21 protein-coding genes and 1 tRNA gene are annotated in these 22,667 nt (G+C 67.1%); 9 read left to right on the top strand and 13 right to left on the bottom strand.

Annotated elements, in window-relative coordinates:
• Window positions 1-8: 8 nt before the first annotated feature.
• From ubiG to AAFM92_08550, 6 genes are all read right to left on the bottom strand, one after another.
• Window positions 9-716, bottom strand: a complete 708-nt coding sequence (gene ubiG / locus AAFM92_08525; GenBank protein MEL7300411.1) for a bifunctional 2-polyprenyl-6-hydroxyphenol methylase/3-demethylubiquinol 3-O-methyltransferase UbiG — start codon at window positions 714-716, stop codon at window positions 9-11.
• Window positions 691-1,473 carry an isoprenylcysteine carboxylmethyltransferase family protein gene (locus tag AAFM92_08530; protein MEL7300412.1) on the bottom strand — a complete coding sequence of 261 codons (783 nt, stop codon included), beginning with the start codon at window positions 1,471-1,473 and terminating at the stop codon, window positions 691-693. The genes ubiG and AAFM92_08530 overlap by 26 nt, the downstream gene beginning before the upstream one ends.
• Window positions 1,474-1,766: 293 nt before the next feature.
• On the bottom strand, window positions 1,767-3,650 hold the full coding sequence (locus AAFM92_08535) for an acyl-CoA synthetase (GenBank protein ID MEL7300413.1): 1,884 nt from the start codon (window positions 3,648-3,650) through the stop codon (window positions 1,767-1,769).
• A 177-nt stretch (window positions 3,651-3,827) separates the two neighbouring features.
• The gene (locus tag AAFM92_08540) at window positions 3,828-5,636 is read right to left on the bottom strand and encodes an ABC transporter transmembrane domain-containing protein (GenBank protein MEL7300414.1); all 1,809 of its coding nucleotides are present in this window, start codon (window positions 5,634-5,636) and stop codon (window positions 3,828-3,830) included.
• 80 nt (window positions 5,637-5,716) lie between these two features.
• Window positions 5,717-5,790: transfer RNA gene (locus AAFM92_08545), tRNA-Gly, on the bottom strand.
• Between the two features lie 63 nt (window positions 5,791-5,853).
• A complete protein-coding gene (locus AAFM92_08550; GenBank protein ID MEL7300415.1) occupies window positions 5,854-6,597 on the bottom strand; it encodes an SDR family oxidoreductase in 744 nt (247 codons plus the stop codon).
• Window positions 6,598-6,664: 67 nt separating this feature from the next.
• Between AAFM92_08550 and AAFM92_08555 the strand changes: the two genes are divergently transcribed.
• Complete coding sequence (locus AAFM92_08555; GenBank protein ID MEL7300416.1) at window positions 6,665-7,063, top strand: rhodanese-like domain-containing protein; 399 nt, start codon at window positions 6,665-6,667, stop codon at window positions 7,061-7,063.
• A gap of 166 nt (window positions 7,064-7,229) precedes the next feature.
• Here the strand turns inward: AAFM92_08555 and AAFM92_08560 are convergent, their stop codons facing one another.
• Complete coding sequence (locus AAFM92_08560) at window positions 7,230-7,901, bottom strand: SOS response-associated peptidase (GenBank protein ID MEL7300417.1); 672 nt, start codon at window positions 7,899-7,901, stop codon at window positions 7,230-7,232.
• Window positions 7,902-7,968: 67 nt separating this feature from the next.
• Window positions 7,969-9,546, bottom strand: a complete 1,578-nt coding sequence (locus AAFM92_08565; protein ID MEL7300418.1) for a bifunctional metallophosphatase/5'-nucleotidase — start codon at window positions 9,544-9,546, stop codon at window positions 7,969-7,971.
• 119 nt (window positions 9,547-9,665) lie between these two features.
• On the opposite strand from AAFM92_08565, the gene AAFM92_08570 reads away from it, so the two are divergent.
• Both AAFM92_08570 and AAFM92_08575 read left to right on the top strand, forming a co-directional pair.
• Window positions 9,666-10,019 (top strand): DUF952 domain-containing protein, encoded by a 354-nt coding sequence (locus AAFM92_08570; GenBank protein MEL7300419.1) that lies wholly within the window; start codon window positions 9,666-9,668, stop codon window positions 10,017-10,019.
• Window positions 10,020-10,022: 3 nt separating this feature from the next.
• Window positions 10,023-11,072 carry a quinone-dependent dihydroorotate dehydrogenase gene (locus AAFM92_08575; GenBank protein ID MEL7300420.1) on the top strand — a complete coding sequence of 350 codons (1,050 nt, stop codon included), beginning with the start codon at window positions 10,023-10,025 and terminating at the stop codon, window positions 11,070-11,072.
• Window positions 11,073-11,089: 17 nt separating this feature from the next.
• On the opposite strand, the gene AAFM92_08580 is transcribed toward AAFM92_08575, so the two are convergent.
• Genes AAFM92_08580 through AAFM92_08590 form a run of 3 tightly spaced genes read right to left on the bottom strand, consistent with a single transcriptional unit; the run spans window position 11,090 to window position 13,348 of the window.
• A complete protein-coding gene (locus tag AAFM92_08580) occupies window positions 11,090-12,427 on the bottom strand; it encodes an MATE family efflux transporter (protein ID MEL7300421.1) in 1,338 nt (445 codons plus the stop codon).
• The gene (locus tag AAFM92_08585; protein MEL7300422.1) at window positions 12,420-12,926 is read right to left on the bottom strand and encodes a hotdog domain-containing protein; all 507 of its coding nucleotides are present in this window, start codon (window positions 12,924-12,926) and stop codon (window positions 12,420-12,422) included. The genes AAFM92_08580 and AAFM92_08585 overlap by 8 nt, the downstream gene beginning before the upstream one ends.
• Window positions 12,923-13,348 carry a PaaI family thioesterase gene (locus tag AAFM92_08590; GenBank protein ID MEL7300423.1) on the bottom strand — a complete coding sequence of 142 codons (426 nt, stop codon included), beginning with the start codon at window positions 13,346-13,348 and terminating at the stop codon, window positions 12,923-12,925. Before AAFM92_08590 ends, AAFM92_08585 begins: the two co-directional genes overlap by 4 nt.
• Before the next feature lie 115 nt (window positions 13,349-13,463).
• Here AAFM92_08590 and AAFM92_08595 point away from each other — a divergent pair, with 115 nt between their 5' ends.
• The 6 genes from AAFM92_08595 to AAFM92_08620 all read left to right on the top strand — a co-directional run bounded on the left by AAFM92_08595 (window position 13,464) and on the right by AAFM92_08620 (window position 21,071).
• A complete protein-coding gene (locus AAFM92_08595) occupies window positions 13,464-13,838 on the top strand; it encodes a MerR family DNA-binding transcriptional regulator (GenBank protein ID MEL7300424.1) in 375 nt (124 codons plus the stop codon).
• A gap of 237 nt (window positions 13,839-14,075) precedes the next feature.
• On the top strand, window positions 14,076-14,474 hold the full coding sequence (locus AAFM92_08600; protein MEL7300425.1) for a MerR family DNA-binding transcriptional regulator: 399 nt from the start codon (window positions 14,076-14,078) through the stop codon (window positions 14,472-14,474).
• Between the two features lie 23 nt (window positions 14,475-14,497).
• Window positions 14,498-16,276 carry an acyl-CoA dehydrogenase C-terminal domain-containing protein gene (locus AAFM92_08605; protein ID MEL7300426.1) on the top strand — a complete coding sequence of 593 codons (1,779 nt, stop codon included), beginning with the start codon at window positions 14,498-14,500 and terminating at the stop codon, window positions 16,274-16,276.
• Window positions 16,277-16,872: 596 nt separating this feature from the next.
• Window positions 16,873-17,505 (top strand): glutathione S-transferase family protein, encoded by a 633-nt coding sequence (locus AAFM92_08610; GenBank protein MEL7300427.1) that lies wholly within the window; start codon window positions 16,873-16,875, stop codon window positions 17,503-17,505.
• A gap of 143 nt (window positions 17,506-17,648) precedes the next feature.
• Window positions 17,649-18,863: an acetyl-CoA C-acetyltransferase gene (locus AAFM92_08615; GenBank protein MEL7300428.1), complete on the top strand. Its 1,215-nt coding sequence runs from the start codon at window positions 17,649-17,651 to the stop codon at window positions 18,861-18,863.
• 18 nt (window positions 18,864-18,881) lie between these two features.
• Complete coding sequence (locus AAFM92_08620) at window positions 18,882-21,071, top strand: 3-hydroxyacyl-CoA dehydrogenase NAD-binding domain-containing protein (GenBank protein MEL7300429.1); 2,190 nt, start codon at window positions 18,882-18,884, stop codon at window positions 21,069-21,071.
• A 75-nt stretch (window positions 21,072-21,146) separates the two neighbouring features.
• Here the strand turns inward: AAFM92_08620 and AAFM92_08625 are convergent, their stop codons facing one another.
• On the bottom strand, window positions 21,147-21,863 hold the full coding sequence (locus tag AAFM92_08625; GenBank protein ID MEL7300430.1) for a type 1 glutamine amidotransferase domain-containing protein: 717 nt from the start codon (window positions 21,861-21,863) through the stop codon (window positions 21,147-21,149).
• 178 nt (window positions 21,864-22,041) lie between these two features.
• Window positions 22,042-22,653, bottom strand: coding sequence for a Hint domain-containing protein (locus tag AAFM92_08630; GenBank protein ID MEL7300431.1), 612 nt, complete (start codon window positions 22,651-22,653; stop codon window positions 22,042-22,044).
• Between the last annotated feature and the right edge of the window lie 14 nt (window positions 22,654-22,667).

The raw sequence follows: 22,667 nt of genomic DNA on the forward strand, positions 1-22,667 counted from the left end.
AGTCTGGCTCAGGCTGCCTTCGTGGCATGGCCCATGTAGAGGATGAAGGTGAAGGGCAGCCGCCCGAAGCGCGGATCGCCGCGCCGCGTGAGGCCCCTGGGGCCGAGCCCCGTGATCTTCTGCATCTCGAGCCCCGCTGCCGAGAGCGCGTCCTTGAGCTCGCCCGGCTTGATGAACATGGCCGGGTCGTGGGTGCCCTTGGGCAGGAGGCGCAGGATATCCTCGGCGGCGGTGATGACCGCGAGCCGCGCCACGATGTTGCGGTTGATCGTGTCGAAGAGAAACGTGCCCCCGGGCCGCAGCACCCGCGCCACTTCGCGGCAGACCTGCCCAAGATCCTGCACGTGCTCGAGGACATCCACGCAGACCACGTGATCGAAGCTCGCATCGTCGTAAGGCAAGGCCTCACCCACGCCCACGTCGTAGCGGATTCCCTTGCCCAGCCCATGCGCCTCCGCGGCGGCGATGGCATCAGCGGCGGGGTCGATCCCCGTCACCCGCGCCCCGCGCGCGGCGAGCGCCTCGGCCATGAAACCGCCCGCGCAGCCCAGATCGAGCACATCGCGCCCCTGCCAGTCCACGAGCATGTCGAAATAGCTCAGCCGACCGGGCACCATGTTCTTGAGCGTCCGGATCCAGCGCACCTCGTCGGACCACCATTGATCGGCGACGCGGTCATAGAGCTCGAGATCATTCCGCAGGGTGTCTTTGGCCATCTTTGCACGCTTTCGGAAAGGGCAGGAAATAGGGCACGCGCCCCTGGTAGCGGGCGAAGCGATCGCCGTGCATCTTGAGGAACCGCTTCTCCTTCAGGCGCGGGGCCAGCACGCAATAGAGCGTCCAGGCGAGCGCCACGAAAAGCTGGTCGGGCGACCAGGTGGGCACCGTCCAGAGCGTGCAGGTGAAGGCGAGGTAGATCGGATTGCGCGTGACCGCGTAGAGATAGCGCGTGGGCATGTCCGGGAAGTTGGGCGCGCGGTCCCGCAGGAGCGCCCACCAGCCGATGAAGCCCGATTGCAGGCCGATGCCGCCGTTGAGGATCGCGAGGCCAAGAAAGCCCCAGGCCGCTGCGTAAAGCGCGAGCATGGCGTAGAGCGCGCCGCCCGAGGCCTGCCACCAGACCGTGCCGGTGGGCGACCAGCCCCAGAAGAGGACGAAGAGCTGGATCGAGGCGATGAGCGCGTAGGTGGTGATGGCGAGCGTCTTGGCATCGTCGCCCGGAGCGGGCGAGAGCCGCGCCAGCCAGGCTCGGCCAGGGCCGGTGAGAAAGAAGGAATGGCCGAGCGGGAATTGCAGGAGGAGGAGCGCGTTGACGGCCCAGGCGAGCCAGCCCGCGAAGGGACCCTGTCCGAGCTGCATGCCAAAGCCCATGCAGAGCACCATGGAGCCCACGCCGAGGCCGAAGGCCACGTGGGTGAGCGCGCCGTAGCCCAGGGAGGTGAGCACGCGCGGGATAGGTCTGAGCTCTGCCATAGGCCCTGAGCTAGGGCATCCCCGCGGCTTTCAACGCCCCGCATCCCTCAGGCAACGCGCGCGTTTCGAGGACGGTCCCGCCCGCCTCCCCCTCAGCCTGGAAGGCTTCGGCCTTCGGTGGCGCCGCTGCGCGGCGGGGCGCGGGACGCGAGACCTCGGCGCTGATGGGGCCGCAAAGCGCGGGGAGAGGCCCGGCGCGGGGCCACCCGTGGCGTGCGGGGCCCAAGGGACGGTGGGTGGGGCGCCTTTGCCGTCAGGCAAACAGCGTCACCCCCGTCCATCCCAGGCGCAGGTTAGGCCGCCCATTCCCAAGGCCGCGTATAGATCCCGAGCACCCCCGTGACGGTCCCGTCATCGGCCGCACCGGTCTTCTCGAGCTGCGCCACGAGCCCGCGTTTCTTGTCCTCGATGACCGCGCTCACCTTCGCGGGCACGCCTGCCTCCGCGAGCGCCGCATCGTAGATGCGCGTGATCGCCATCCGCCTCAGATCGGGCTTGAAGACCTTGCCCACGGCCGTCTTCGGCAGCTCGCCCAGGATCTCGAGGTGCTTTGGATGCGCCGCGCGTTCGTGGATGTGGCTCTCGCAATAGCGCTTGAGCTCCTCGGCCGTCACCGTGGCCCCCGCCACGAGCTCCACATAGGCGCAGGGCAGCTCGCCCGCATGGGCGTCGGGCTGCCCGATGGCGCCGGCAAAGGCCACCTGCTCGTGGCCCGAGAGCGCCTCCTCGATCTCGGCGGGGTCAATATTGTGGCCGCCCCGGATGATGAGATCCTTCGCGCGCCCCGTGATCCAGACATAGCCATCGGCGTCCACGCGGCCGAGATCGCCCGTCCTGAGATGCGTGCCCCAGTGGAAGAGGTCCTTGTTCTTGGCCTCTTCGGTGTAGGTCTTGCCGGCATAGACGCCCGGGTTCGAGATGCAAATCTCGCCCACCTCGTCCACGGCGGCCTCCTTCGGCCCCTCGGGCGTGTCATGGACGATCTTGACGTCGGTATAAGGGAAGGTGATCCCGATGGAGCCGATCTTCTTGTCCCCGCCGATCGGGTTGCAGGAGACGAGGCAGGTGGCTTCCGTGAGGCCGTAGCCCTCGATGATCTCCACGCCGGAGGCCTTCTCGAAGCGCTTGAAAAGCTCCACCGGCAGGGGCGCGGAGCCGGAGAAGGCCGTGCGCAGCGAGGAGACATCGGCATCCACCGGGCGCTGCATGAGCGCCGAGATCGCCGTGGGCACGGTGATCATGAAGGTCGCGTTCCAGCGCTCGATGAGCTTCCAGAAATTGTCGAAGACACCCTCGCCCCGGTACCCCTGCGGCGTGGGAAAGACGACATGGGCGCCCGAGGCCAGCATCGACATCAGGATCGGGTGGCAGGCGAAGACGTGAAAGAGAGGCAGCGGGCACAGGATCGTGTCGTCCGCGTCAAAGAGCAGGTTCGCCCCCAGCCAGCCATTGTAGATCATGCCCTCATAGGTGTGCTGCGCGACCTTGGGCATGCCCGTGGTGCCGCCGGTGTGGAAATACGCACCCACGCGGCTTTCCTTGGGATCGACAAAGGCGAGCGCGGTGGATTGCGCGCCGAGCGCCTTCTTCCAGTCGTGGATCTTGGCCTTGTGCGCGGCCGGGTTCTTCGGGCGGATAAGGCCCGCGATCCAGCTCTTGGGCGGCGAGAGGTAGGGCAGGAGATCGACCTCGATCACGTGCTCGACGTTGGGCGCGAGCCGCGCGGCCTCGGCGGCCTTCTGCGGCACGTCCGTCTTCGGGAACGCTTTCAGCGTCACCAGGACCTTGGCATTGGTCTCGCGCAGGATCGCGGCGATCTGCTCGGCCTCGAGGAGCGGGTTCACCGGGTTGGCGATCCCCGCAATGGCCCCGCCCAGAAGCGTGACGGCGGCCTCGGGGCAGATGGGCAGCATGTAGGCCACGGCATCATTCGGGCCCACGCCGAGCCCGCGGAAGAGGTTGGCGGCGCGCACCACCTCGTCGCGCACCTCGCGCCAGCTCAGCGTCACCGCCTTGTCCTTTGGGCCCGAGGTGATCTGGAAGGAGATGCCAGGGCGGCTGCCGTGCCCGGCGGCCACGCTCTCGACGAAATCGAGCATCGTGACGGGCCGGTCGCGGTCGGCCCAGGGCATCTCGGCTTCGATGCGGCGCGCGTCGTCTTTGGACGAAAACTTCATGGCTGTGGTCTCCCCGTCGGGCCGTTCCGGCCTCTCGTCTTGGCTTTGCATGCAACGATGGGAAGAAAGCAGGCGCGGCGCAAGGTTTACCCCGCGTTGAGGTGCGTGCCGCGCGGCAAGCGGGGCCAGAAGGGGCAGCCGACCGCGCTGGTCGGACCGCCCGCGCCCGTCGGAAGGTTACTCGGCGGCGAGGTCGGCAGTGAACTGGAGCCGCGCGAGGCGGGCGTAGAGCCCGCCCTGGGCCACAAGCTCCTCATGGGTGCCTATGGCTTGGATCTCGCCCCTCTCCAGCACGATGATCCGGTCGGCCTTCTTCACGGTGGCGAGCCGGTGCGCCACCACGATCGTGGTCCGCGCCTCGGCCAGCGCGTCGAATGCCGCCTGCACCGCGGCCTCGCTCTCGGCGTCGAGCGCCGAGGTCGCCTCGTCGAGGAGCAGGATCGGCGCGTCGCGCAGGATCGCGCGGGCAATGGCGATGCGCTGCTTCTGACCGCCCGAGAGCATGACGCCGCGCTCGCCCACATAGGTCTCGTAGCCCTGCGGTAGTGCCTCGATGAAATCATGGGCCGCCGCGGCCTTTGCCGCCGCGATGACCTCGTCCGCGCTGGCCTCCGGGCGCCCGAAGAGGATGTTCTCGCGGGCGGAGCTCGCGAAGATGACCGGGTCCTGCGGCACGAGCGCCATGAGGCCGCGGAGATCCTCGCGCGCCATGGCGGTGAGCGGGGTGCCCGCCAGCGTGATCCGCCCCTCGGCGGGGTCGAAGAAGCGCAGGAGAAGCTGGATGATCGTGGACTTGCCCGCGCCGGATGGCCCCACGATGGCCACCGTCTCGCCGGGTCGGACCTCGAAACTCACGCCGTTGAGCGCCCGTTCTCCGGGCCGCGAGGGGAAGGAAAAGCTCACGTCTTCGAAGGCGAGAATGCCGGGCGCGGCCGCCACGGGCGCCGCCGGATCCTCGAGGAGATCCACCGCCTCCATGAGCTCGATCAGCCGCTCTGTGGCTCCCGCTGCGCGCTGAAGCTCCGTCCAGAGCTCGGTGAGCGCGGCCACGGAGGAGGCCACGATGCCCGCATAGATGAGGAACTGCACCAGTTCGCCCGGGCTCATCGCTCCAGCTTGCACGTCCGTGGCCCCGATCCAGAGCACGCCCAGGATGCCGGAGAAGACGACGAAGATGATGATCGCCGTGATGAGCGCGCGCACGTTGATGCGCTGCTTGGCCGAGCGATAGGACGTCTCGGTCACGTCAGAGAAGGCGCGCGAGGCGCGGGCCTCGCCGGTGAAGGCCTGCACCGTCTGCACCGCGCCCAGCGCCTCGGAGGCGTTGCCGGAGGAGACCGCGATCCAATCCTGGTTTTCACGGCTCAGCCGCCGGAGCCGCTGGCCCAGCGCGAGGATCGGCAGGAGCACTAGCGGCACGAGGAGCAGCACGAGCCCCGTGAGCTTCACCGAGGTCACGATCATCATCACGAGCCCGCCCGCGAAGAGCAGGATATTCCGGAGGAACCACGAGACGGAGGAGCCGATAACGCTCAGAAGAAGCGTGGTGTCGGTGGTGATCCGGCTCAGCACCTCGCCGGTCATCAGCGTCTCGAAATAGCGCGGCGACATGGAGATCATGCGGTCGAAGACCCGCTTGCGCATGTCGGCCACGACCCGCTCGCCGAGCCGCGTCACCATCCAATAGCGAAAGGCCGAGCCCAGCGCGAAGACGGCCGCGAGCCCGAGGGCGGCCGCGAAATAGAGGTCGAGGATCTCGAAATTCGAGGAGGCGAAGCCGTCCACAACGCGCCGCGCGGCCATGGGCAAGAGGAGCGAGACCGAGGCCGTCAGGAGAAGCGCCGCGACAGCCAGCGCCACCCAGCCGGCATAGGGGGCGAGAAAGGGCAGGATCGCGCGCAGCACGCCCACGCGCTTTGACAGCGCGCGTTCGTCACTGCCTGCGCCCGCGGCGCCGGGTGCCGCCGCCTGTCCCGTCTCGGCCATGCCATACCCCTCGTGCTCGGCTCCGCGCGGCAGGACCGTCGCGCGGGCAGCTTCTTTCAACTGACGATCATGGTCTGGGATGGAGCGGGCAGCGGGAATCGAACCCGCACCAAGAGCTTGGAAGGCTCGTGTGATACCATTTCACCATGCCCGCCCAGGGCTATTGCGCTACTTGAGCCGCCTTTCCCGGTCAACACCCTTCACGCCCGCGTTACGCTCAAACCGTGTAGTTCAGCCCGAGCCGCCCGCCATCGGCGTAGATCGTCTCACCGGTGATATAGCTCGCTTTGGGCGAGGCAAGGAAGGCGACGATATCGCCGATTTCGCGCGCGGTTCCGATGCGGCCCAAGGGCGTGCGGGACAGGATGCGCGCCTTGGCGGCGGGATCCTCGTTGACGGTGCCGAGCATGGCGGTGTCGATGGAGCCGGGGCCCACGGCGTTGACCCGGATGCCATGGGGCGCGAGCGCGAGCGCCGCTGATTTCGTGAGCTGCATCACCCCGCCCTTCGAGGCGCAATAAGCCGCGATGGAGGGGATGGCGACCTGGGCGTTGATCGAGCTCATGTTGACGATCGCGCCCTCGAGCCCCGCTGCCACCATGCCACGTGCCGCGCGCTGCGTGGCCAGAAACACACCGCTCAGATTGACGTCGATCACGCGCTGCCAGCCTTCGAGCGTGGTTTCGAGAAAGTCCTGCGGGAGCGCGAGCCCGGCATTGTTGACGAGCACCGAAACCGCGCCGTGCTCCGCCTCGATGCGGTCGAAGAGCGCCGCGATCTGATCGGGCTGGCCCATGTCCACGCCATAGCCCGCGCCGCCGAGTGCCTTGCCCGCGGCAGCGGCACCCTCTGCGTTGAGATCAGCCACGATAACGGTGTGCCCGTCCTCGGCGAGGGCCTCGGCGCAGGCAAGCCCGATCCCCTGCGCGCCCCCGGTGACGAGTGCAAATGTCTGAGCCATGCTTGTCCTCCCTTCGCTCCTCGGGCACCTAAGCAGGGGGGAGAGGCGAACACCAGAGAGGCCCGCCATGGCACAGCTGAAAATGACCGCCGCCGAGATGGTGGCCGATGCGCGGAGCCAGATCGTGGAGATCGAGACCGCCGACCTCCTGGCGCGGCTGGGCGAAGAGGGCCTCGTCATCGTGGATATCAGGGACCCACGCGAGCGCGAGCGCGACGGCTGGATCCCGGGCAGCGTCCACGCGCCTCGCGGCATGCTTGAATTCTGGGTGGATCCCGACAGCCCCTACCACAAGCCGATCTTCAGCGCGGCGGACAAGAGCTTCGTCTTTCACTGCGCCTCCGGGTGGCGTTCGGCGCTGAGCACGCTGACGTTGCAGGAGATGGGCTTCGAGGCGGCGCATCTGCGCGAGGGCTTCAAGGGCTGGGTGGCGGCTGGCGGCCCCGTGGAGACCAAGACGGACTGACGCGACACAAATTTCTTCGAAGAAAATTGCAAAGGCTTTTCCGAAAAGCCTTGGGCGCTGGACGCACCAGTCGTCCTGCGATGCGGCAAAGCGCGAACGGAAGACCCGCGCCAGAAATTCCTTCGCAAGGAATTTGCCAAGGCTTTTCGCAAAAGCCTTCCCGCGTTCAGGTCGCCCCTTTGAGCGGTTGGGTCAGAGCGGGACCCGTGGCGCGATTGGAATTCACCGCGGGGTCCACGCGGTAGGTGTCGAGCACATCCTCGGCGGCCGGCACCATCAGCGCCGCCGCCCCCTTGCCCTCCTCGCCGAGCCAGAGACCCCAGCGCGCCGGCTCGAGGATCACGGGCATCCGCTTGTGGATGCGCGCCATGGGCGCGTTGGCTGCGCAGGTGACGATGGCGCAGGTGCTGTGTCGCTCCCCGTCGCGCTCCCAGTCCTGCCAGACGCCCGCGAAGACGAGCGGCGCGCCATCGCGGCGAAAGATGTACCATGGCAGGCGCGCGCCCTCGGGCGTCTTCGTCCATTCGTAGAAGCCGGTCGCCGGGATCAGGCATCGCCGCTCACGCGCCGCCTGCTTGAAGGCAGGCTTCTCGACGATCGTCTCCGCCCGCGCATTGATCAGGAGCGGCCCGCCATTCGTCGTCTTGTACCAGTGCGGCAGGAAGCCCCAGCGCATGGGCCGCAGCCGCCGCGCACCGTCCTCCGAGGTCACGGTGGCGACCTGCGTCGTCGGGCAGACATTGTAGCGGGGTGTCTCGGGCAGATCATTGGACAGCGTGGCCTCGAAGAGGCGCGCCATCTCGTCGTCGGGAAGGGTGATGACAAACCGTCCGCACATGGCCGGAGGCTAGATAGGCAGGCCGGGGCACGCAAGCGCCCCGGCCTTGGTCGAAAGGGTCGTTCGGTTACTCGACCTTGGTGATGCGGCCATCGAGCATGGCCGCGCCCGTGCCGTTCTCGGCGATGTATTCGGCCACCACGTCCGCCAGATCAGGCCCGAAATCGTAGGCGTTCATGCCCTCTTCCGCGAAGACGGAATAGCCGTCGCCACCGCCGCGCATGAAGTTGTTCGAGGCCACTCCGTAGGTCGCCGCCGGATCGAGCGGCACTAACGCGCCGTCCACTTCCACCATCACGTCGGAGATGCGCGCGCCCACCTCGGCCGCGGGATCGAAGGTGTACTTCATCCCCGCCACCTGCGGGAAGCGGCCGCCGCCGTCCTCGAGCCGCGACACGCCGTTCTCCAGCGCCGCGAGCACGCCCGCGCCCGAGAGCTGGAAGGTCGCCAGCGTGTTCTGGAAGGGCAGCACGGTGAGCACCTCGCCCATGGTCACGTCACCCGCATCGAGCGAAGCGCGCAAACCTCCCCCGTTCTGGAAGACGATCTGGATGCCCTGGTCCTTCACCCGCTCGAGGATCGCGGTAGAGACGAGATTGCCCATCTCGCATTCCTCGGCCCGGCAGAAGGAGCGGTCGCCCTCCACGGCCGTCTCGGAGAAACCGATGACCTCCTGCTGCATGGCTTCGATGGGCGCGCCGAGCTCGGCCACGCGGGCTGCGATGGCCGTGTCGGGCTCAACGGAGGCATCGAGCACTTTCGTGGCGCCGTTCGAGGCGGTGACATTGCCGTCATCGTCAAAATTCAGGATCAGGTGACCGACATATTTCGAATAGGCATAGGCCTGCACCACCGGCACGCCCGACGCGTTCAGGAGCGGATAGGCTTCCGCGCCCTCCTCGGTGTTGGAAAGCAGCGTATGCGAATGCCCGCCCACGACCGCGTCGAGCCCCGCCACCTCCTGCGCGATCTCGAGGTCTTTCACGAGGCCCACATGGGTGAGCGCGATAATCTTGTCGACGCCCGCGGCTTCCATGGCCGCCACATCCTCGCGGAGCGCCTCGATCTCGTCCATGAAGACAACGTTCGGCCCCGGCGAGGAGATCTCGGCGGTGTCGCCCGTGAGCGCGGAGACGATCCCGATGGTCTCGCCGCCCACCTCGAGCATCACGCTATCCTCGAGGACCCCGTTCAGCTCCGGCGAAGCGGAGACGTCGAGGTTCCCCGAGATGACCGGGAAATCCACCATCCCGATGAAGGAGGCGAGCCCCTCTGGACCGTTGTTGAATTCGTGGTTGCCCGAGGCCATCACGTCAAAACCGATGGCGTTCATGAACTCGGCTGCCGCCGCGCCGCCATAGGTCGTGAAGAAGGGCGAGCCCTGGAACTGGTCGCCCGCATCGACGACGATGACGTTCTCGCCCGCCAGATCGGCCCGCAGCGCGTCGATGGCGGTCTTGACCCGCGCCACCCCACCGAAGCACTCGCCCGCCGCGTCATCTTCCGCGTTGCAGGTCGAATCGAAGCGGTTGATCGGCTGGATGCGGCTGTGCAGGTCGTTGATATGAATGATGTGCAGCGTGTAATCGGCGCTCGCCACGGAGCCCATGAGGGCGAGGGCTGAGGCGGTTGTGAGCAGACGCATGGGGGTGTTCTCCTTGAAGTTGGACCTGCTCATGCTGCGCCGCGCGGGCGCGACAATGCAACACTTCTGTGCCGCATTTGCCTTGACCGCGCGGCAGGAGCGCGGGCAATTGGCCCCTGATGCTGATCTATAAAATCTTCTTGCCCGAAGAATGGGCGCAGCTCGAGCATGCGGGCAGCACCGCGGGCGCGCCCATCGACCGGGCCGATGGCTTCATCCACTTTTCAACCGCAGCCCAGGTGCGCGAGACGGCTGCGAAGCATTTCGCGGAGGCGGGGGATCTCGTGCTCGCCGCGGTGGAGGCCGCGTCCCTTGGGCAGGACCTCAAGTGGGAAGTGTCGCGCGGGGACGCGCTCTTTCCCCATCTCTACCGCGCGCTCGCCCGGGCGGAGGTGGCTTGGACCGCGCCACTCGCAAAGACGGAGGCGGGTCACGCCTTCCCAGAGCTGCCCGAGCTCGCGGAGGAGGCCTGACCCTTGCGCCTCGTCGACCGCGCCGCGCTGGCGGCTCTCCACCGCTTCGAGCCCGAGCGCGCCCATGACCTCGCGCTCAAGGCCCTGCGCGTGGGCCTCGTCCCCCCGGCCAAGGCGACCCGCAGCCCACGCCTCGCCAGCCGGGTAGGCCCCCTCTCCTTCTCCAATCCCGTGGGCCTTGCGGCGGGCTTCGACAAAAATGCGGAGGCCATGGCACCGCTGGCGCGCGCGGGGCTGGGCTTCATCGAAGTGGGCGCCGCAACGCCTCTGCCCCAGCCCGGCAACCCGAAGCCCCGCCTCTTTCGCCTCAGCGAGGACCGTGCAGCCATCAATCGCTTCGGCTTTAACAATGACGGGATGGAGGCCATCGCCGCCCGACTGGAAGCCTATGTCGGCGCAGTGCCCGTGGGCCTCAACCTCGGCGCCAACAAGGAGAGCGCGGACCGCGCGCGGGACTACGTCACTGTCTTCAATCGCTGCGCGCCGCATGTGGCGTTCTGCACGGTCAACATCTCCTCGCCCAACACCGAGAAACTGCGCGACCTGCAGGGGGCCGACGCACTCCGCGCGCTTCTCGCGGGCGTCATGGACGCGCGCGCCGTCACCCCCTGCCCTGTCCTTCTGAAGATCGCGCCGGACCTGAAGGCGCGCGAGCTCGAGGATATCGCGCGCATCGCCGAGGAGGCCGGCCTCGACGGCATTATCGCCACCAACACGACGCTCGACCGGGCGGGGCTCGCCTCGAAACACGCCCATGAGAAAGGTGGCCTCTCCGGCGCGCCGCTCTTCGAGAAAAGCACCCGCGTCCTCGCGCGCCTCTCCGCGCTCACCGACCTCCCGCTCATCGGCGTGGGCGGCATCTCGAGCGCCGAAGACGCCTATGCCAAGATCAAAGCGGGTGCCTCGGCGGTGCAGCTCTATACCGGCTTCATCTATCGCGGCCTCGGGCTCGTGGGCGAGATCACGCAGGGCCTCGATGCGCTTCTCGCGCGCGACGGCCATGCGACGCTTGAAAGCGCCATCGGCACCGATCGCGACCGCTGGCTCACCTGAGCCCGCTTCGTCTGTCCTCACACCCCTCCGCCGGAGGCCGCCGATGCCTCCACCCGGCCGTAGACCAGCATGAGCGTCAGGGCCCGCGCCACGAAGAGCACGACGATCGCCGCCCAGAGCCCGTGATTGCCCAAGGGCTCGAGCAGCGCCAGAACCGCGACGAGGTAGGCCGCGAAGGAGAGCGCCATCATGTTGCGCATCTCCCGCGTCCGCGTGGCCCCGATGAAGACCCCGTCGAGCAGGAAAGAGCCCGCCGCGATGAGCGGCATCGCCACGAGCCAGGGCAGGAAGTCCCGCGCCGCCGCGCGCACATCCGGCGCGGTGGTCATCGTGTCGATCATCGCCCCGCCGAACGCGGCATAGCCAAGCGCCAGCACCGCCGCCGTGCCAAAGGTCCAGATCCCGCAAAGCACCACCGCCCGCCGCAGGGCCCGCGCACGGCCCGCGCCCAGCATCCGCGCAACCAGCGCCTCCACCGCGAAGGCAAACCCGTCGAGCCCGTAGCTCGCCACGAAGAGGAACTGGATCAGCACTTGGTTGGCCGCCAGCGTCACTTCCCCGAACCGCGCCGAGAGGAAGATGAAGCTCGTGAAGGCGGCCATGAGAAAGACAGAGCGGATGGTGATGTCGGTGCTCACGGCCAGGAGCCGCGCGAGGCGCACCGGCGCCAAGAGGCGCGCACGCTCGCGCCAATGGGGCCGGGCGAAGACCGCGCGGCAAAACCAGAGCCCGAGCGCGGCACCCGCGACCTCCGCGATGGCCGTGGCCGCGGCCACGCCGGGCACGCCCCAGCCGAGGCCGAGGACGAACCACGCGCTCAGCGCGATGTTGAGCCCGTTCATGACGAGCTGGAGCGCGAGCACCGCGCGCGTCCGCTCCGCCGCGATGAGCCAGCCATTGATGCCGAAGACAGCGATGGCCGCCGGCGCCGTGACGATGCGGATCGCGAGATAACTCGCCACCATCGCCTCCACGGCGGGCGTGGCGGGCGCCACGCGGAGCGCCAGCGCAAAGAGCGGGGCCTGCAGTAGGATCAGCAAAAGCCCCGCGCCCAGCGCGATGAGGAGCGCGCGGGAGAGGATCGCATCCACCTCGCCTGCATCGCCCTGCCCCAGCGCTTGGCCCGCGAGGCCCGTCGTCCCCATCCTCAGGAACCCGAAGAACCAGTAGAGCGTCGTCAGGATCGCCGCGCCGAGGCCCACGGCGCCGATGGGCGCGGCCTCCCCGATCTGGCCCACGACGGCGGTGTCCACGATCCCGAGGAGTGGCACCGTGACGTTCGAGAGCACAACCGGCACCGCGATCCTGAGCACCCGGCCGTGGGTCACGGCCTCCGGCGCGGCGGTCTCAGCCATCCTTTCGGGGCATCACGAAATGGCAGGTGGCATGGGCGAAGGGCCGCTCGCGGTTGTCCTGCCAGCCTTCCACCTGCACGCTGGCATAGCGCCGCCCCCGCCGCGTGATCCGCGCGCGGGCATAGGCGTCGCGCGGCAGCCCCGAGCGGAGGTAATCCACCGTGAAATCGATGGTCTTGGGAAGCCGCGGCAGCGTGATCCGCGCGGGGTCGTCGGTCTCGATCACGCCTGCCTCCAGATCGTCCCAAAGCGTGGCCCAGCTCAGCGTCACCACCGCCGTGGCCTCGAGGAAGGCCGCCGTCACCCCGCCATGGAGCGCGGGCAGCATCGGGTTCCCGATGAGCTTTTCGTCGTAGGCAAGCACGCCGGTGAGCTCGTCGCCACGCCGGTCAAAGCCAATCCCCATGAACTCGAGATAGGGGATGTTGCCCACGAGCGCGCCGAGGAGCGCGTCGCGCCGCTGCTTGACGACCTGCACCTTCTCGGGCTGGCGCATCATCGGCTGCGCTCTACGGTGAAGGCGCCCGTGGCCGCGGCCACGGGCTCGGCGCGATTGTCGTCGAAGGCCGAGGCACGCACGAAGGCCACCGCGCGGGTCATGTGATAGCATTCCGCCCGCGCTGTGATGGCCTGCCCGGGCGTGGCCGAGCGCATGTAATCGATGCGCAGGTCGATCGTAGCCGTGCCCACCGGCTGGTCGGGGTGGCACATCACCGCCGCGCCCCCGCAGGTATCCATCAGCGCCGAGACCGCCCCGCCCGCGATGACGCCGGTGGCCGGGTCCCCCACGAGGCGCGCGTCATAGGGCATGGTGATCTCCGCCACGCCGCCGGAGATCTCCGTGATTTCCATGCCCAGCGCCTTGGCATGGGGGATCGCTTCGATGAAGAGACGGGCGATCTGCGCGGGGTCGGCTGGCATGGGAGTTCCCTCTTGGCTGCGGCATCTTCTATTCGCATTGGGTCGCACCTTTGCAAGCCTCGAGGGCGTTGGAAATCGCGCGGCCTTGGGATAGCGTCGGGGCGGGAGGAGACCGATGGCCGAGACACGCCTGTCGTTCAAGGAGATGTGCGCGAAGTTCGACGTCACGCCGCGCACGCTTCGCTACTACGAATACATCGAACTCCTCTCGCCCGAGCGGGAGGGGCGGTCGCGCTTCTACGGGCCCACCGAGATCGCGCGGATGACCCTCATCCTCCGGGGGCGGCGCTGGGGCTTTTCGCTCGAGGACCTGCGGCAGTGGCTCCTGATCTACGAAAACGAGGGCAGCCAGAAACAGCTCGCGACCTTCGTGGAATATGCCGAGCGCCAGCTGCGCGAGCTGCAGGCCAAGCGCGTCGAACTCGACGAGGTCATCGGCGAGCTCGAGGGCTTGAAGACGAGCATCGAGGCCGACCTCGCAAAGAGCTGACTCGATGACCCAGCGTCAGCAGGCACCTGAGAGGGTGCGGAAAACCCGACCCTCGGAAGACTGACCAAACCGCTTTGGATTGAAGAAAATTGCGCGAGACGGGGCGGCAAAAGTACGAAGCTATCGCCCGGAATTTCTGACGCGGCGTCATGTTTACGCGCACGTCACCTTTGCTTGTAACATGACCTTCGAATCTTCAGCTATGCCGCGATGCGAGAGAGCTGAGAGACCCGAACCATGACCGAGACAACCATGACCATCCGGGAGATGTGCGACACCTACGACGTAACACCGCGCACGCTCCGTTTCTACGAAGCCAAGGAACTTCTGTCGCCCATCCGCCAGGGCACCAAGCGCCTCTTCACCAAGCGCGACCGCGCACGGCTGAAGCTCATCCTGCGCGGCAAGCGCTTCGGGTTTTCGCTCGAAGAGATCCGCCAGCTGCTGGCGCTCTATGACCTCGGCGACAGCCAGGCGACGCAAATCCGCGCCACCCGCGAGGTGGCCCAAAAACACCTGGAGGGCATGGTCGCCCAGCGCGACGAGCTGACCTCCGCCATCGACGACCTGCGTGAGCAGCTGAACTGGGCCGACAAAGTCCTCGCGGACATGACCCAGACCGAAGCCGCGCAGTAAAATACGCACTCAGGGAGACCCCAATGCCGACCTTCACCGCCCCGACGAAAGACCAGCAGTTCATCCTGCATGATCTCCTGAAGATCGCCGAGCAGGACGTGCCGGGCTACGCCGATCTGGACCGAGACTTCACCGACGCCGTCCTCACCGAGGCAGGCAAGCTCGCCGTGGAGGTACTTCATCCGCTCAACGCCACGGGCGACAAGGAAGGCTGCCGGCTGGAAAACGGCGTGGTCCGCGTGCCCTCGGGCTTCAAGGAGGCCTATGACCAGATGGCCGAGGGCGGCTGGATGGCCATGGACATCCCTGAGCAATACGGCGGCCAGGGCCTGCCCTACATCATGCACACTGCTGCCATGGAGCCCATGGTGTCGGCGAACATGGCGTTCAACATGTATCCGGGGCTCTCCCACGGGAACATGGCCGCGATCCTCGCCAACGGCACCGAGGAGCAGAAGCAAACCTACCTGCCCAAGATGTCCACCGGCGAATGGTCGGGGACGATGAACCTGACCGAGCCCCATTGCGGCACCGATCTCGGCCTCATGCGCACGAAGGCCGAGCCCCAGGACGACGGCACCTACAAGATCTCCGGCCAGAAGATCTGGATCTCCGCCGGTGAGCACGAGATGGCCGAGAACATCATCCACCTCGTGCTCGCGAAGATCCCCGGCGGCCCCGAGGGCGTGAAGGGCATCTCGCTCTTCATCGTGCCGAAATTCCTCGTCAACGAGGACGGCTCGCTGGGTGAGCGGAACTCGCTCTCCTGCGGCGGCCTCGAAGAGAAGATGGGCATCCACGGCAACGCCACCTGCGTGATGAACTATGACGGGGCCACGGGCTACCTCATCGGCGAAGCGCACAAGGGCATGCGCGCCATGTTCATCATGATGAACGAAGCGCGCCTCGGCGTGGGCCTCCAGGGCTTCGCGCAGGGCGAGATCGCCTACCAGAACGCGCTGGGCTTCGCCCAGGACCGCATCCAGGGCCGCGCCGTCACCGGCGCCGAGGCGCCCGAGAAGGCCGCGGACCCGATCATCGTGCACCCCGATGTGCGCCGGAACCTGATGGACCAGAAGAGTTTCGTGGAAGGCGCCCGCGCGCTGACATACTGGGGCTCGACCATGCTCGACCGCGCCCACAGGCTCGAGGACAAAGAGGCCGAGGACATGATGAGCCTGCTGACGCCGGTCATCAAAGGCTTCCTCACCGACAAGGGCTTCGAGACGGCCGTGAACGCGCAGCAAACGCTGGGCGGCTCGGGCTTCACCCAGGAATGGGGCCTCGAGCAGTTCGTCCGCGACGCTCGGATCACGATGATCTACGAGGGCACGAACGGCGTGCAGTCGCTGGACCTCGTGGGCCGCAAGCTCGGCATGAACGGCGGCAAGACGGTCATGGCCTTCTTCGACATGGTCAAGGACTTCATCAAGGAGAACGAGGGCAATGAGGCGCTGAAGCGCGACTTCCTCGACCCGCTCAAGGCGGCCTCGAAAGACCTGCAGGCGGCGGGGATGTACTTCATGCAGGAAGGCATGAAGAACCCCAACAATGCACTCTCGGGCAGCTACGACTTCATGCATCTCTTCGGTCACGTGGCCCTCGGCCTTATGTGGGCGCGGATGGCGAAGGCCGCCCACGCGGCGCTCGAGGGCGGTGCCTCCGACACCGAATTCTACGAGACGAAGCTCGCCACGGGCCGCTACTACATGGCGCGCCCGCTGAAGATGACCGGCACCCACCTCGCCCGCATCCAGACCGGCGGCGAGACGGTGATGGCGCTGAAGGCCGCGAACTTCTAAGCGACGACACGTTCACTCACGGGACGAAAGGCGCGGCGCTCCTCCACGGACGCCGCGCTTTTCCCGAGGATGGGCCCACCCACCTCCCTTCTTCGCCAGCTCACGCTGGCTTGAACCTTCGGTGGCGCGCTGCGCGCGGGGCGCTGGTGGCTGCCAGTGGCCTCAACCGGCCTGGGCTCGGCTCTCTCGGGACGAAAGGCGCGGCACTCCGCCGGGGAAGCGCCGCGCTTTCACGTACTGCCCGTGGGGCGCGCTGCTGCCGCCTTTCGTGTGCGCGGCGACCAACGGACCCTCCGGGGGGAGTTTTTATGGCCAATGGAAGGGAGGGACCGCGCAAGGAGGTCCACCCCGCCGCCAGACGCTGGGGCACTCTCATGCATCACGTCGGGCAACGGAGCTTCCACTGGCAGGGCCATCGACTCTCCAGCCTGTACCCTGCACACATGCTCGTAGAACGTGGTTAAGGAACCGTTACCCGCTTCCTTGGGCCTCAAATTCTCCACGGGGGGGCGCCGATGTTTGCGCCAGTGGTTCAAGCAAGAATGGCGACGGGATTTGAAACCCCCGATCCCGCCGGTGACATCGGGAGCATATCCATGACCCTCAGACTCCACTGCTTCGGCGAGAGCGGAAATTCCTACAAGGCGGCGCTCGCGCTCGAGCTCGCGGGGCTCGACTGGAAACCCGTGAAGGTGGATTTCTTCGGGGGCGCCACCCGCGCCGACGGCTACCGCGCCTTCAACGCCATGGCCGAGGCGCCCGTGCTGGAGGATGGCGATTTCCGCCTCACGCAATCGGGCGCGATCCAGCAATGGGTGACGGACAAGACCGGCAAGCATGGCGGCGCGGCAGAGGAGAAATACGAAGTGCTCCGCTGGGTGCTCTGGGACAATCACAAGCTCTCCTCCCAGGCGGGCATGCTTCGGTTTCTCATAAATTTCCTGCCGGAAGAGAAACGGCCCGCGGAGGTCATCGCCTTCACTCAGGGCCGCCTCCAGGCCGCCTACACCACCCTCGACACCCATCTTGCAGGGCGCGACTGGATCGTAGGCGACGGGCTCACCAATGCCGACATCTCCGCCTGCGGATATCTCTTCTACCCGGAGCCCTTTGGCTTTGACCGCGCGCACTGGCCCAATATCGACCGCTGGCTCGCGCGCATCGCGGCGCTTCCTGGCTGGAAGCACCCCTACGATCTCATGCCCGGGCATCCGAGCGACCGCGCCTGAACCCATGCGGGGCTGAAATCGGCTGAAAGCCGCGCTTCGTAACGCCACGTGACGTTCGCGTCACCCTGCGAAAGCCCTTAGGTTGGCTGCAATTCACGCTGCCTGCGGCGGGCCCTCCCCCGCGGTGCTCAAAGGAGAGGTTCATGACCACCGACGCCTATATCTACGACGCCGTGCGCTCCCCGCGCGGCAAGGGCCGCAAGGACGGCGCGCTGCACGAAGTCACGTCCGCGCGGCTGTCGATCCAGATGCTCAACGCCATCAAGGCGCGCAACGGGCTCGAGGGCCACTGCGTCGAGGACGTGATCTGGGGCAACGTCACGCAGGTCATGGAGCAGGGCGGCTGCCTCGCGCGCACGGCGGTGCTGGGCTCCGACCTCGATGAATCGATCCCCGGTCTCTCGATCAACCGGTTCTGCGCCAGCGGAATGGAGGCGGTGAACCTCGCCGCGAACCAGGTCCGCGCCGGGGCGGGCGAGGCCTATATCGCTGGCGGCGTGGAGATGATGGGCCGCGTGCCCATGGGCGCCGACGGCGCCGCCATCGCAGCAGACCCCAGCCTCGCCATGGAGCAGTATTTTGTGCCCCAGGGCATCGGGGCCGACATCATCGCCACCGAGTACGGGTTTTCCCGCGATGACGCGGATGCCTTCGCCGTGGAAAGCCAGAAGCGCGCCGCCCAGGCCTGGGACGAGAACCGCTTCGAGAAATCGATCATCACCGTGCGCGACCAGAACGGCCTGCCCATCCTCGCGGAAGACGAATATATCCGCCGCGGCACCGACATGCAGTCCCTCGGCGCGCTGAAAGCCGCCTTCAAGGAGCAGGGCGAGGTCATGCCCGGCTTCGACAAGGTCGCGCTCATCAAGTACCCCCATCTCGAGCGGGTGAACCACATCCACCACGCCGGGAACTCCTCGGGCATCGTGGATGGTTCCGCGGCCGTGCTCATCGGCTCGAAGGAGTTCGGAGAGAAGTGGGGCCTCACGCCCCGCGCGCGCATCCGCTACACCGCCAAGATCGGCTCGGATCCCACGATCAACCTCACCGGCCCGGTGCCCGTCACCGAGAAGCTCATGGCCGAGACCGGGCTCAAGGTCTCCGACTTCGACCTCATCGAGGTGAACGAAGCCTTCTCGTCGGTGGTGCTGCGCTTCATGCAGGCTTTTGAGGCCGACCACGACAAGATCAACGTCAACGGCGGCGCCATCGCCATGGGCCACCCGCTCGGCGCCACGGGCGCGATCATCATCGGCACGCTCCTCGACGAGCTCGAGCGGCAGGACAAAGAGATCGGCATGGCCACGCTCTGCGTCGCCTCCGGCATGGGCGCGGCCACCGTGCTCGAGCGCGTCTGATCCCAGGGAGAACAGAGAATGTCTGATTTCAGCATGAACGTGGGCGACGACGGCGTCGCCATCATCACCTGGGACACCCAGGGCAAGAGCATGAACGTCATGAACGAGCAGGGCTTCCGCGACCTGGAAGCGCTGATCGACACCGTCCTCGGCGACGATGCCATCAAGGGCGCGGTCATCACGTCCGGCAAGGAAGGCACCTTCGCCGGCGGCATGGATCTCAACATCATCGCCAAGATGAAGGAGATGGCCGGAGACAACCCCGCCGAGGGACTTTTCAACGGCATCATGGATATCCACCGCCTACTCCGGAAGATCGAGCGTGCGGGCATGGAGCCGAAGACCAACAAGGGCGGCAAGCCCATCGCGGCCGCGCTCCCGGGCACGGCGCTCGGCATCGGGCTCGAGCTGCCCATGGCCACGCACCGCATCTTCTGCGCCGACAACCCCAAGGCCAAGATCGGCCTGCCGGAGATCATGGTGGGCATCTTCCCCGGCGCGGGCGGCACCACGCGCGTGAGCTGGAAGCTCGGCCCCATGGCGGGCTCGCCCATCCTGTTCCAGGGCAAGCTGCACGCGCCCGCGCAAGCCAAGGGCGTGGGCCTGATCGACGAGGTGGTCGACGATCCCGTCCAAGCGGCCCGCGAGTGGGTCCTTTCCGAGCCCAAGATCGTGAAGCCCTGGGACGAGAAGGGCTACAAGTATCCGGGCGGCGCGCCCTACCATCCGGCAGGCTTCATGACCTTCGTGGGTGCCTCGGCCATGGTCAACGCCAGCACGAACGGGGTCTATCCCGCCGCCAAGGCGCTCCTGTCGGCGGTTTACGAAGGCGCCATGGTGCCCTTCGACACTGCGCTCAAGATCGAGGCGCGCTGGTTCACCAATGTGCTCATGAACCCGTCTTCGGGCGCCATGATCCGCTCCCTCTTCATCAACAAGGAAGCGCTGGAAAAAGGCGCTGTGCGCCCCGGAGTGCCCGACCAGAAGGTCAAGAAGATCGGCGTCATGGGCGCGGGCATGATGGGGGCAGGCATCGCGCTCGTCTCCGCCCAGGCGGGCATGGAAGTCGTGTTGATCGATCAGCAGCAGGAAAGCGCGGACAAGGGTAAAGCCTATGTCGACGACTACTTCTCCAAGGGCGTGAGCCGGAAGAAGATCACCGAGGAGAAGAAGGCCGCCGCCATGGGCCTCATCACCGCCACGACCGATTACGAGGCGCTCAAGGGCGCGGACCTCATCATCGAGGCCGTTTTTGAGGACCCGGGCGTGAAGGCGGAGGTGACGAAAAACGTGCTGAAGGTGGTCGGCCCCGACTGCATCTTCGCCACCAACACCTCCACCCTGCCCATCACCGAGCTCGCGAAGGCCTCCGACACGCCGGAGAACTTCATCGGCATCCACTTCTTCTCCCCCGTGGAAAAGATGATGCTCGTGGAGATCATCAAGGGCAAAGAGACCGGCGACCGCGCGGTGGCCAAGGCGCTCGATTACGTGCGCCAGATCAAGAAGACGCCCATCGTCGTCAACGATGCCCGCTTCTTCTACTGCAACCGCTGCATCATCCCCTACATCAATGAAGGGATGCGGATGGTCATGGAGGGTGTCGCGCCCGCGCTCATCGAGAACGCCGCGCGCCTCGTGGGGATGCCGCTCGGCCCGCTCCAGCTCGTGGACGAGACCTCCATCGACCTCGGCGTCAAGATCGCCAAGGCCACGAAGGGCGCCATGGGCGCGGAATATGACGACGCCGTGGACGAGATCCTGTTCTGGATGGCCGACGAGGGCCGACTGGGCAAGAAGTCCAACGCGGGCTTCTACGAGTACGACGAGCGCGGCAAGCGCACGGGCCTCTGGTCCGGGCTCGCGGCCAAGTATCCGGTCGCCGAGGAGCAGCCCGACCTTCTGGAAGTCCAGCACCGCTTGCTCATGATCCAGTCGCTCGAGGCCGTGCGCGCGCTCGAGGAAGACGTGCTCATGGATATCCGCGAGGGTGATGTGGGCGCGATCCTGGCCTGGGGCTTCGCGCCCTGGTCCGGCGGGCCGCTTTCCTGGCTCGACATGATCGGCGCGGCCTACGCCTCGGAGCGGACGGCGGAGCTTACGGCCAAGTTCGGGCCCCGCTTCGAGACGCCCGCGCTTCTGAAGGACCTCGCCGCCAAGAACGACACGTTCTACGGCCGCTATCAGCCCGCCATCGCGGCCGAGTAAGCGCAAAACGCAAAAGAAGAGGCCCCGCCGGAGTGATCCGGCGGGGCCTTTATCATGTCTGGCTCTCGCGGGGGCTCAGGCGGCTTCTGCGCGCCCCGTCCCCAGCGCCTCGACCATGAGCCGCGCCACGGCTTCCGCCGATTGCGGGTTCTGCCCGGTCACGAGGCGGCCGTCGCGCACGGCGTATTCCTCGAAGACACCGCCATGCTCGAAGATGGCGCCCTTGGCGCGCAGCTCGGTCTCGAGCAGGTAGGGCACCGCCTCGGTGAGACCCACCGCCTCTTCCTCGGCATCGGTGAAGCCGTTCACGCGCCGCCCGGCGACGACCGGCTTGCCCTCGGCATCCACCGCCTCGATGAGCCCGGCGGGCCCGTGGCAGACCGCGCCCAGCACCGCGCCACCCTGCCAGGCCGCGGATGTCAGCGCCGTAAGGTCCGAGTTCTGGCGGAAATCGAACATCGTGCCGTGGCCACCCGGCAGGAAGACGGCCGCGTAATCCGCGGCCTTCGCCTCGGAGACCGACATCGTGGTTTCAAGCGCGGCCATGGCGGCATCATCGGCCATGAAGCGCGTGACAGCGGCGGGGCGCTCTGCCGCGTCTTCGGCGATGGAGATCGGGTCCACCGGGGCCTTGCCGCCCGCGATCGAGGCGAAGTCCACCGCGTAGCCCGCGTCGCGCAGCGCCCAGTAGGGCGCCGCCATCTCATCCATATAAAAGCCCGTCTCTCGCGTCTCGCCGCCGGCCTCGAAGCCGTCGCAGGACGTCAGGACGAAGAGGATGCGTTCGGTCATGGAGATCACTCCTTTTGTCTCGTGCTGTGCCCGGCGCGAAGATCCGCGGCGCGGGCCGTGGGCACCCAACGGATGACAGCGGGAGCGGTTCCTCCTCGGAAGCGGAGTGTGAGGTGACGAGGCGTTAAGCGGGCACGCTGAATTGATGAACGCCCCATGCGGGGCGATCACAGGAGGCTCAGGCCGCCAGCACTTCCCGGGCGTGCAGGTCCTCGACCACGGCCCGAGCTTCGGCACGCTCGAGCGGCAGATAAGCCACCTCGCCATGGATATAATCGAGGATGCCGGCGTCGGATTGGCAGTGCAGCAGCGCCCCGTCCCCGGCATAGATCACCTCGTCCTGCTCGAAATGCAGCACGATCACGAGATGCGGCGCCCGGGGCGTGACGCGAGAAATGCCTTTCCAGCCCGCGAGCATCTCCACGGTCAAAAGCGCGAAGGGATCGCCAGTCATCTGCTCAGCGAGATCGCTCTCCACAAGCACAAGCTGGTTCGGCAGCATCAGGAGCCGTTCGCTGTTGCCCAGCGCGTGGGCCGGCACCTCGAAGGGCGCGGCATGGTCGGGGCAGCTCGCATTGTCAGGCCAGTTGAGCACGCGCTCGATCCCGGTGACCCGCTGGAATCCGTTGTCGAATGTCAGCACCTCGTCGCCCAGGGCGATGCTCTCGGCCACGCGCCAGCCGCCGGGCGTGGCCACGCGGGTGCTGTGCAAGAGGCCCGAGCGGCGATTGATCGGAAGGCTATCCGCAGGCGGACCGGAAGGCTCGAGGGCCTCTTTCAAATCGAACATGTGTCCATCCCCAT

It is taken from the genome of Pseudomonadota bacterium (assembly GCA_038533575.1).
GTDB lineage: Bacteria > Pseudomonadota > Alphaproteobacteria > Rhodobacterales > Rhodobacteraceae > Shimia_B.

Bases quoted from the DNA above. Each gene is read 5' to 3' on its own strand.
- AAFM92_08535 (MEL7300413.1), bottom strand. From the start codon at position 3,650: ATGAAGTTTTCGTCCAAAGACGACGCGCGCCGCATCGAAGCCGAGATG.
- AAFM92_08550 (MEL7300415.1), bottom strand. From the start codon at position 6,597: ATGGCTCAGACATTTGCACTCGTCACCGGGGGCGCGCAGGGGATCGGG.
- AAFM92_08590 (MEL7300423.1), bottom strand. From the start codon at position 13,348: ATGCCAGCCGACCCCGCGCAGATCGCCCGTCTCTTCATCGAAGCGATC.
- AAFM92_08565 (MEL7300418.1), bottom strand. From the start codon at position 9,546: ATGCGTCTGCTCACAACCGCCTCAGCCCTCGCCCTCATGGGCTCCGTG.
- AAFM92_08600 (MEL7300425.1), top strand. From the start codon at position 14,076: ATGACCGAGACAACCATGACCATCCGGGAGATGTGCGACACCTACGAC.
- AAFM92_08540 (MEL7300414.1), bottom strand. From the start codon at position 5,636: ATGGCCGAGACGGGACAGGCGGCGGCACCCGGCGCCGCGGGCGCAGGC.
- ubiG (MEL7300411.1), bottom strand. From the start codon at position 716: ATGGCCAAAGACACCCTGCGGAATGATCTCGAGCTCTATGACCGCGTC.
- AAFM92_08620 (MEL7300429.1), top strand. From the start codon at position 18,882: ATGTCTGATTTCAGCATGAACGTGGGCGACGACGGCGTCGCCATCATC.
- AAFM92_08615 (MEL7300428.1), top strand. From the start codon at position 17,649: ATGACCACCGACGCCTATATCTACGACGCCGTGCGCTCCCCGCGCGGC.
- AAFM92_08585 (MEL7300422.1), bottom strand. From the start codon at position 12,926: ATGATGCGCCAGCCCGAGAAGGTGCAGGTCGTCAAGCAGCGGCGCGAC.
- AAFM92_08530 (MEL7300412.1), bottom strand. From the start codon at position 1,473: ATGGCAGAGCTCAGACCTATCCCGCGCGTGCTCACCTCCCTGGGCTAC.
- AAFM92_08630 (MEL7300431.1), bottom strand. From the start codon at position 22,653: ATGTTCGATTTGAAAGAGGCCCTCGAGCCTTCCGGTCCGCCTGCGGAT.
- AAFM92_08625 (MEL7300430.1), bottom strand. From the start codon at position 21,863: ATGACCGAACGCATCCTCTTCGTCCTGACGTCCTGCGACGGCTTCGAG.
- AAFM92_08605 (MEL7300426.1), top strand. From the start codon at position 14,498: ATGCCGACCTTCACCGCCCCGACGAAAGACCAGCAGTTCATCCTGCAT.
- AAFM92_08560 (MEL7300417.1), bottom strand. From the start codon at position 7,901: ATGTGCGGACGGTTTGTCATCACCCTTCCCGACGACGAGATGGCGCGC.
- AAFM92_08555 (MEL7300416.1), top strand. From the start codon at position 6,665: ATGGCACAGCTGAAAATGACCGCCGCCGAGATGGTGGCCGATGCGCGG.
- AAFM92_08610 (MEL7300427.1), top strand. From the start codon at position 16,873: ATGACCCTCAGACTCCACTGCTTCGGCGAGAGCGGAAATTCCTACAAG.
- AAFM92_08580 (MEL7300421.1), bottom strand. From the start codon at position 12,427: ATGGCTGAGACCGCCGCGCCGGAGGCCGTGACCCACGGCCGGGTGCTC.
- AAFM92_08570 (MEL7300419.1), top strand. From the start codon at position 9,666: ATGCTGATCTATAAAATCTTCTTGCCCGAAGAATGGGCGCAGCTCGAG.
- AAFM92_08595 (MEL7300424.1), top strand. From the start codon at position 13,464: ATGGCCGAGACACGCCTGTCGTTCAAGGAGATGTGCGCGAAGTTCGAC.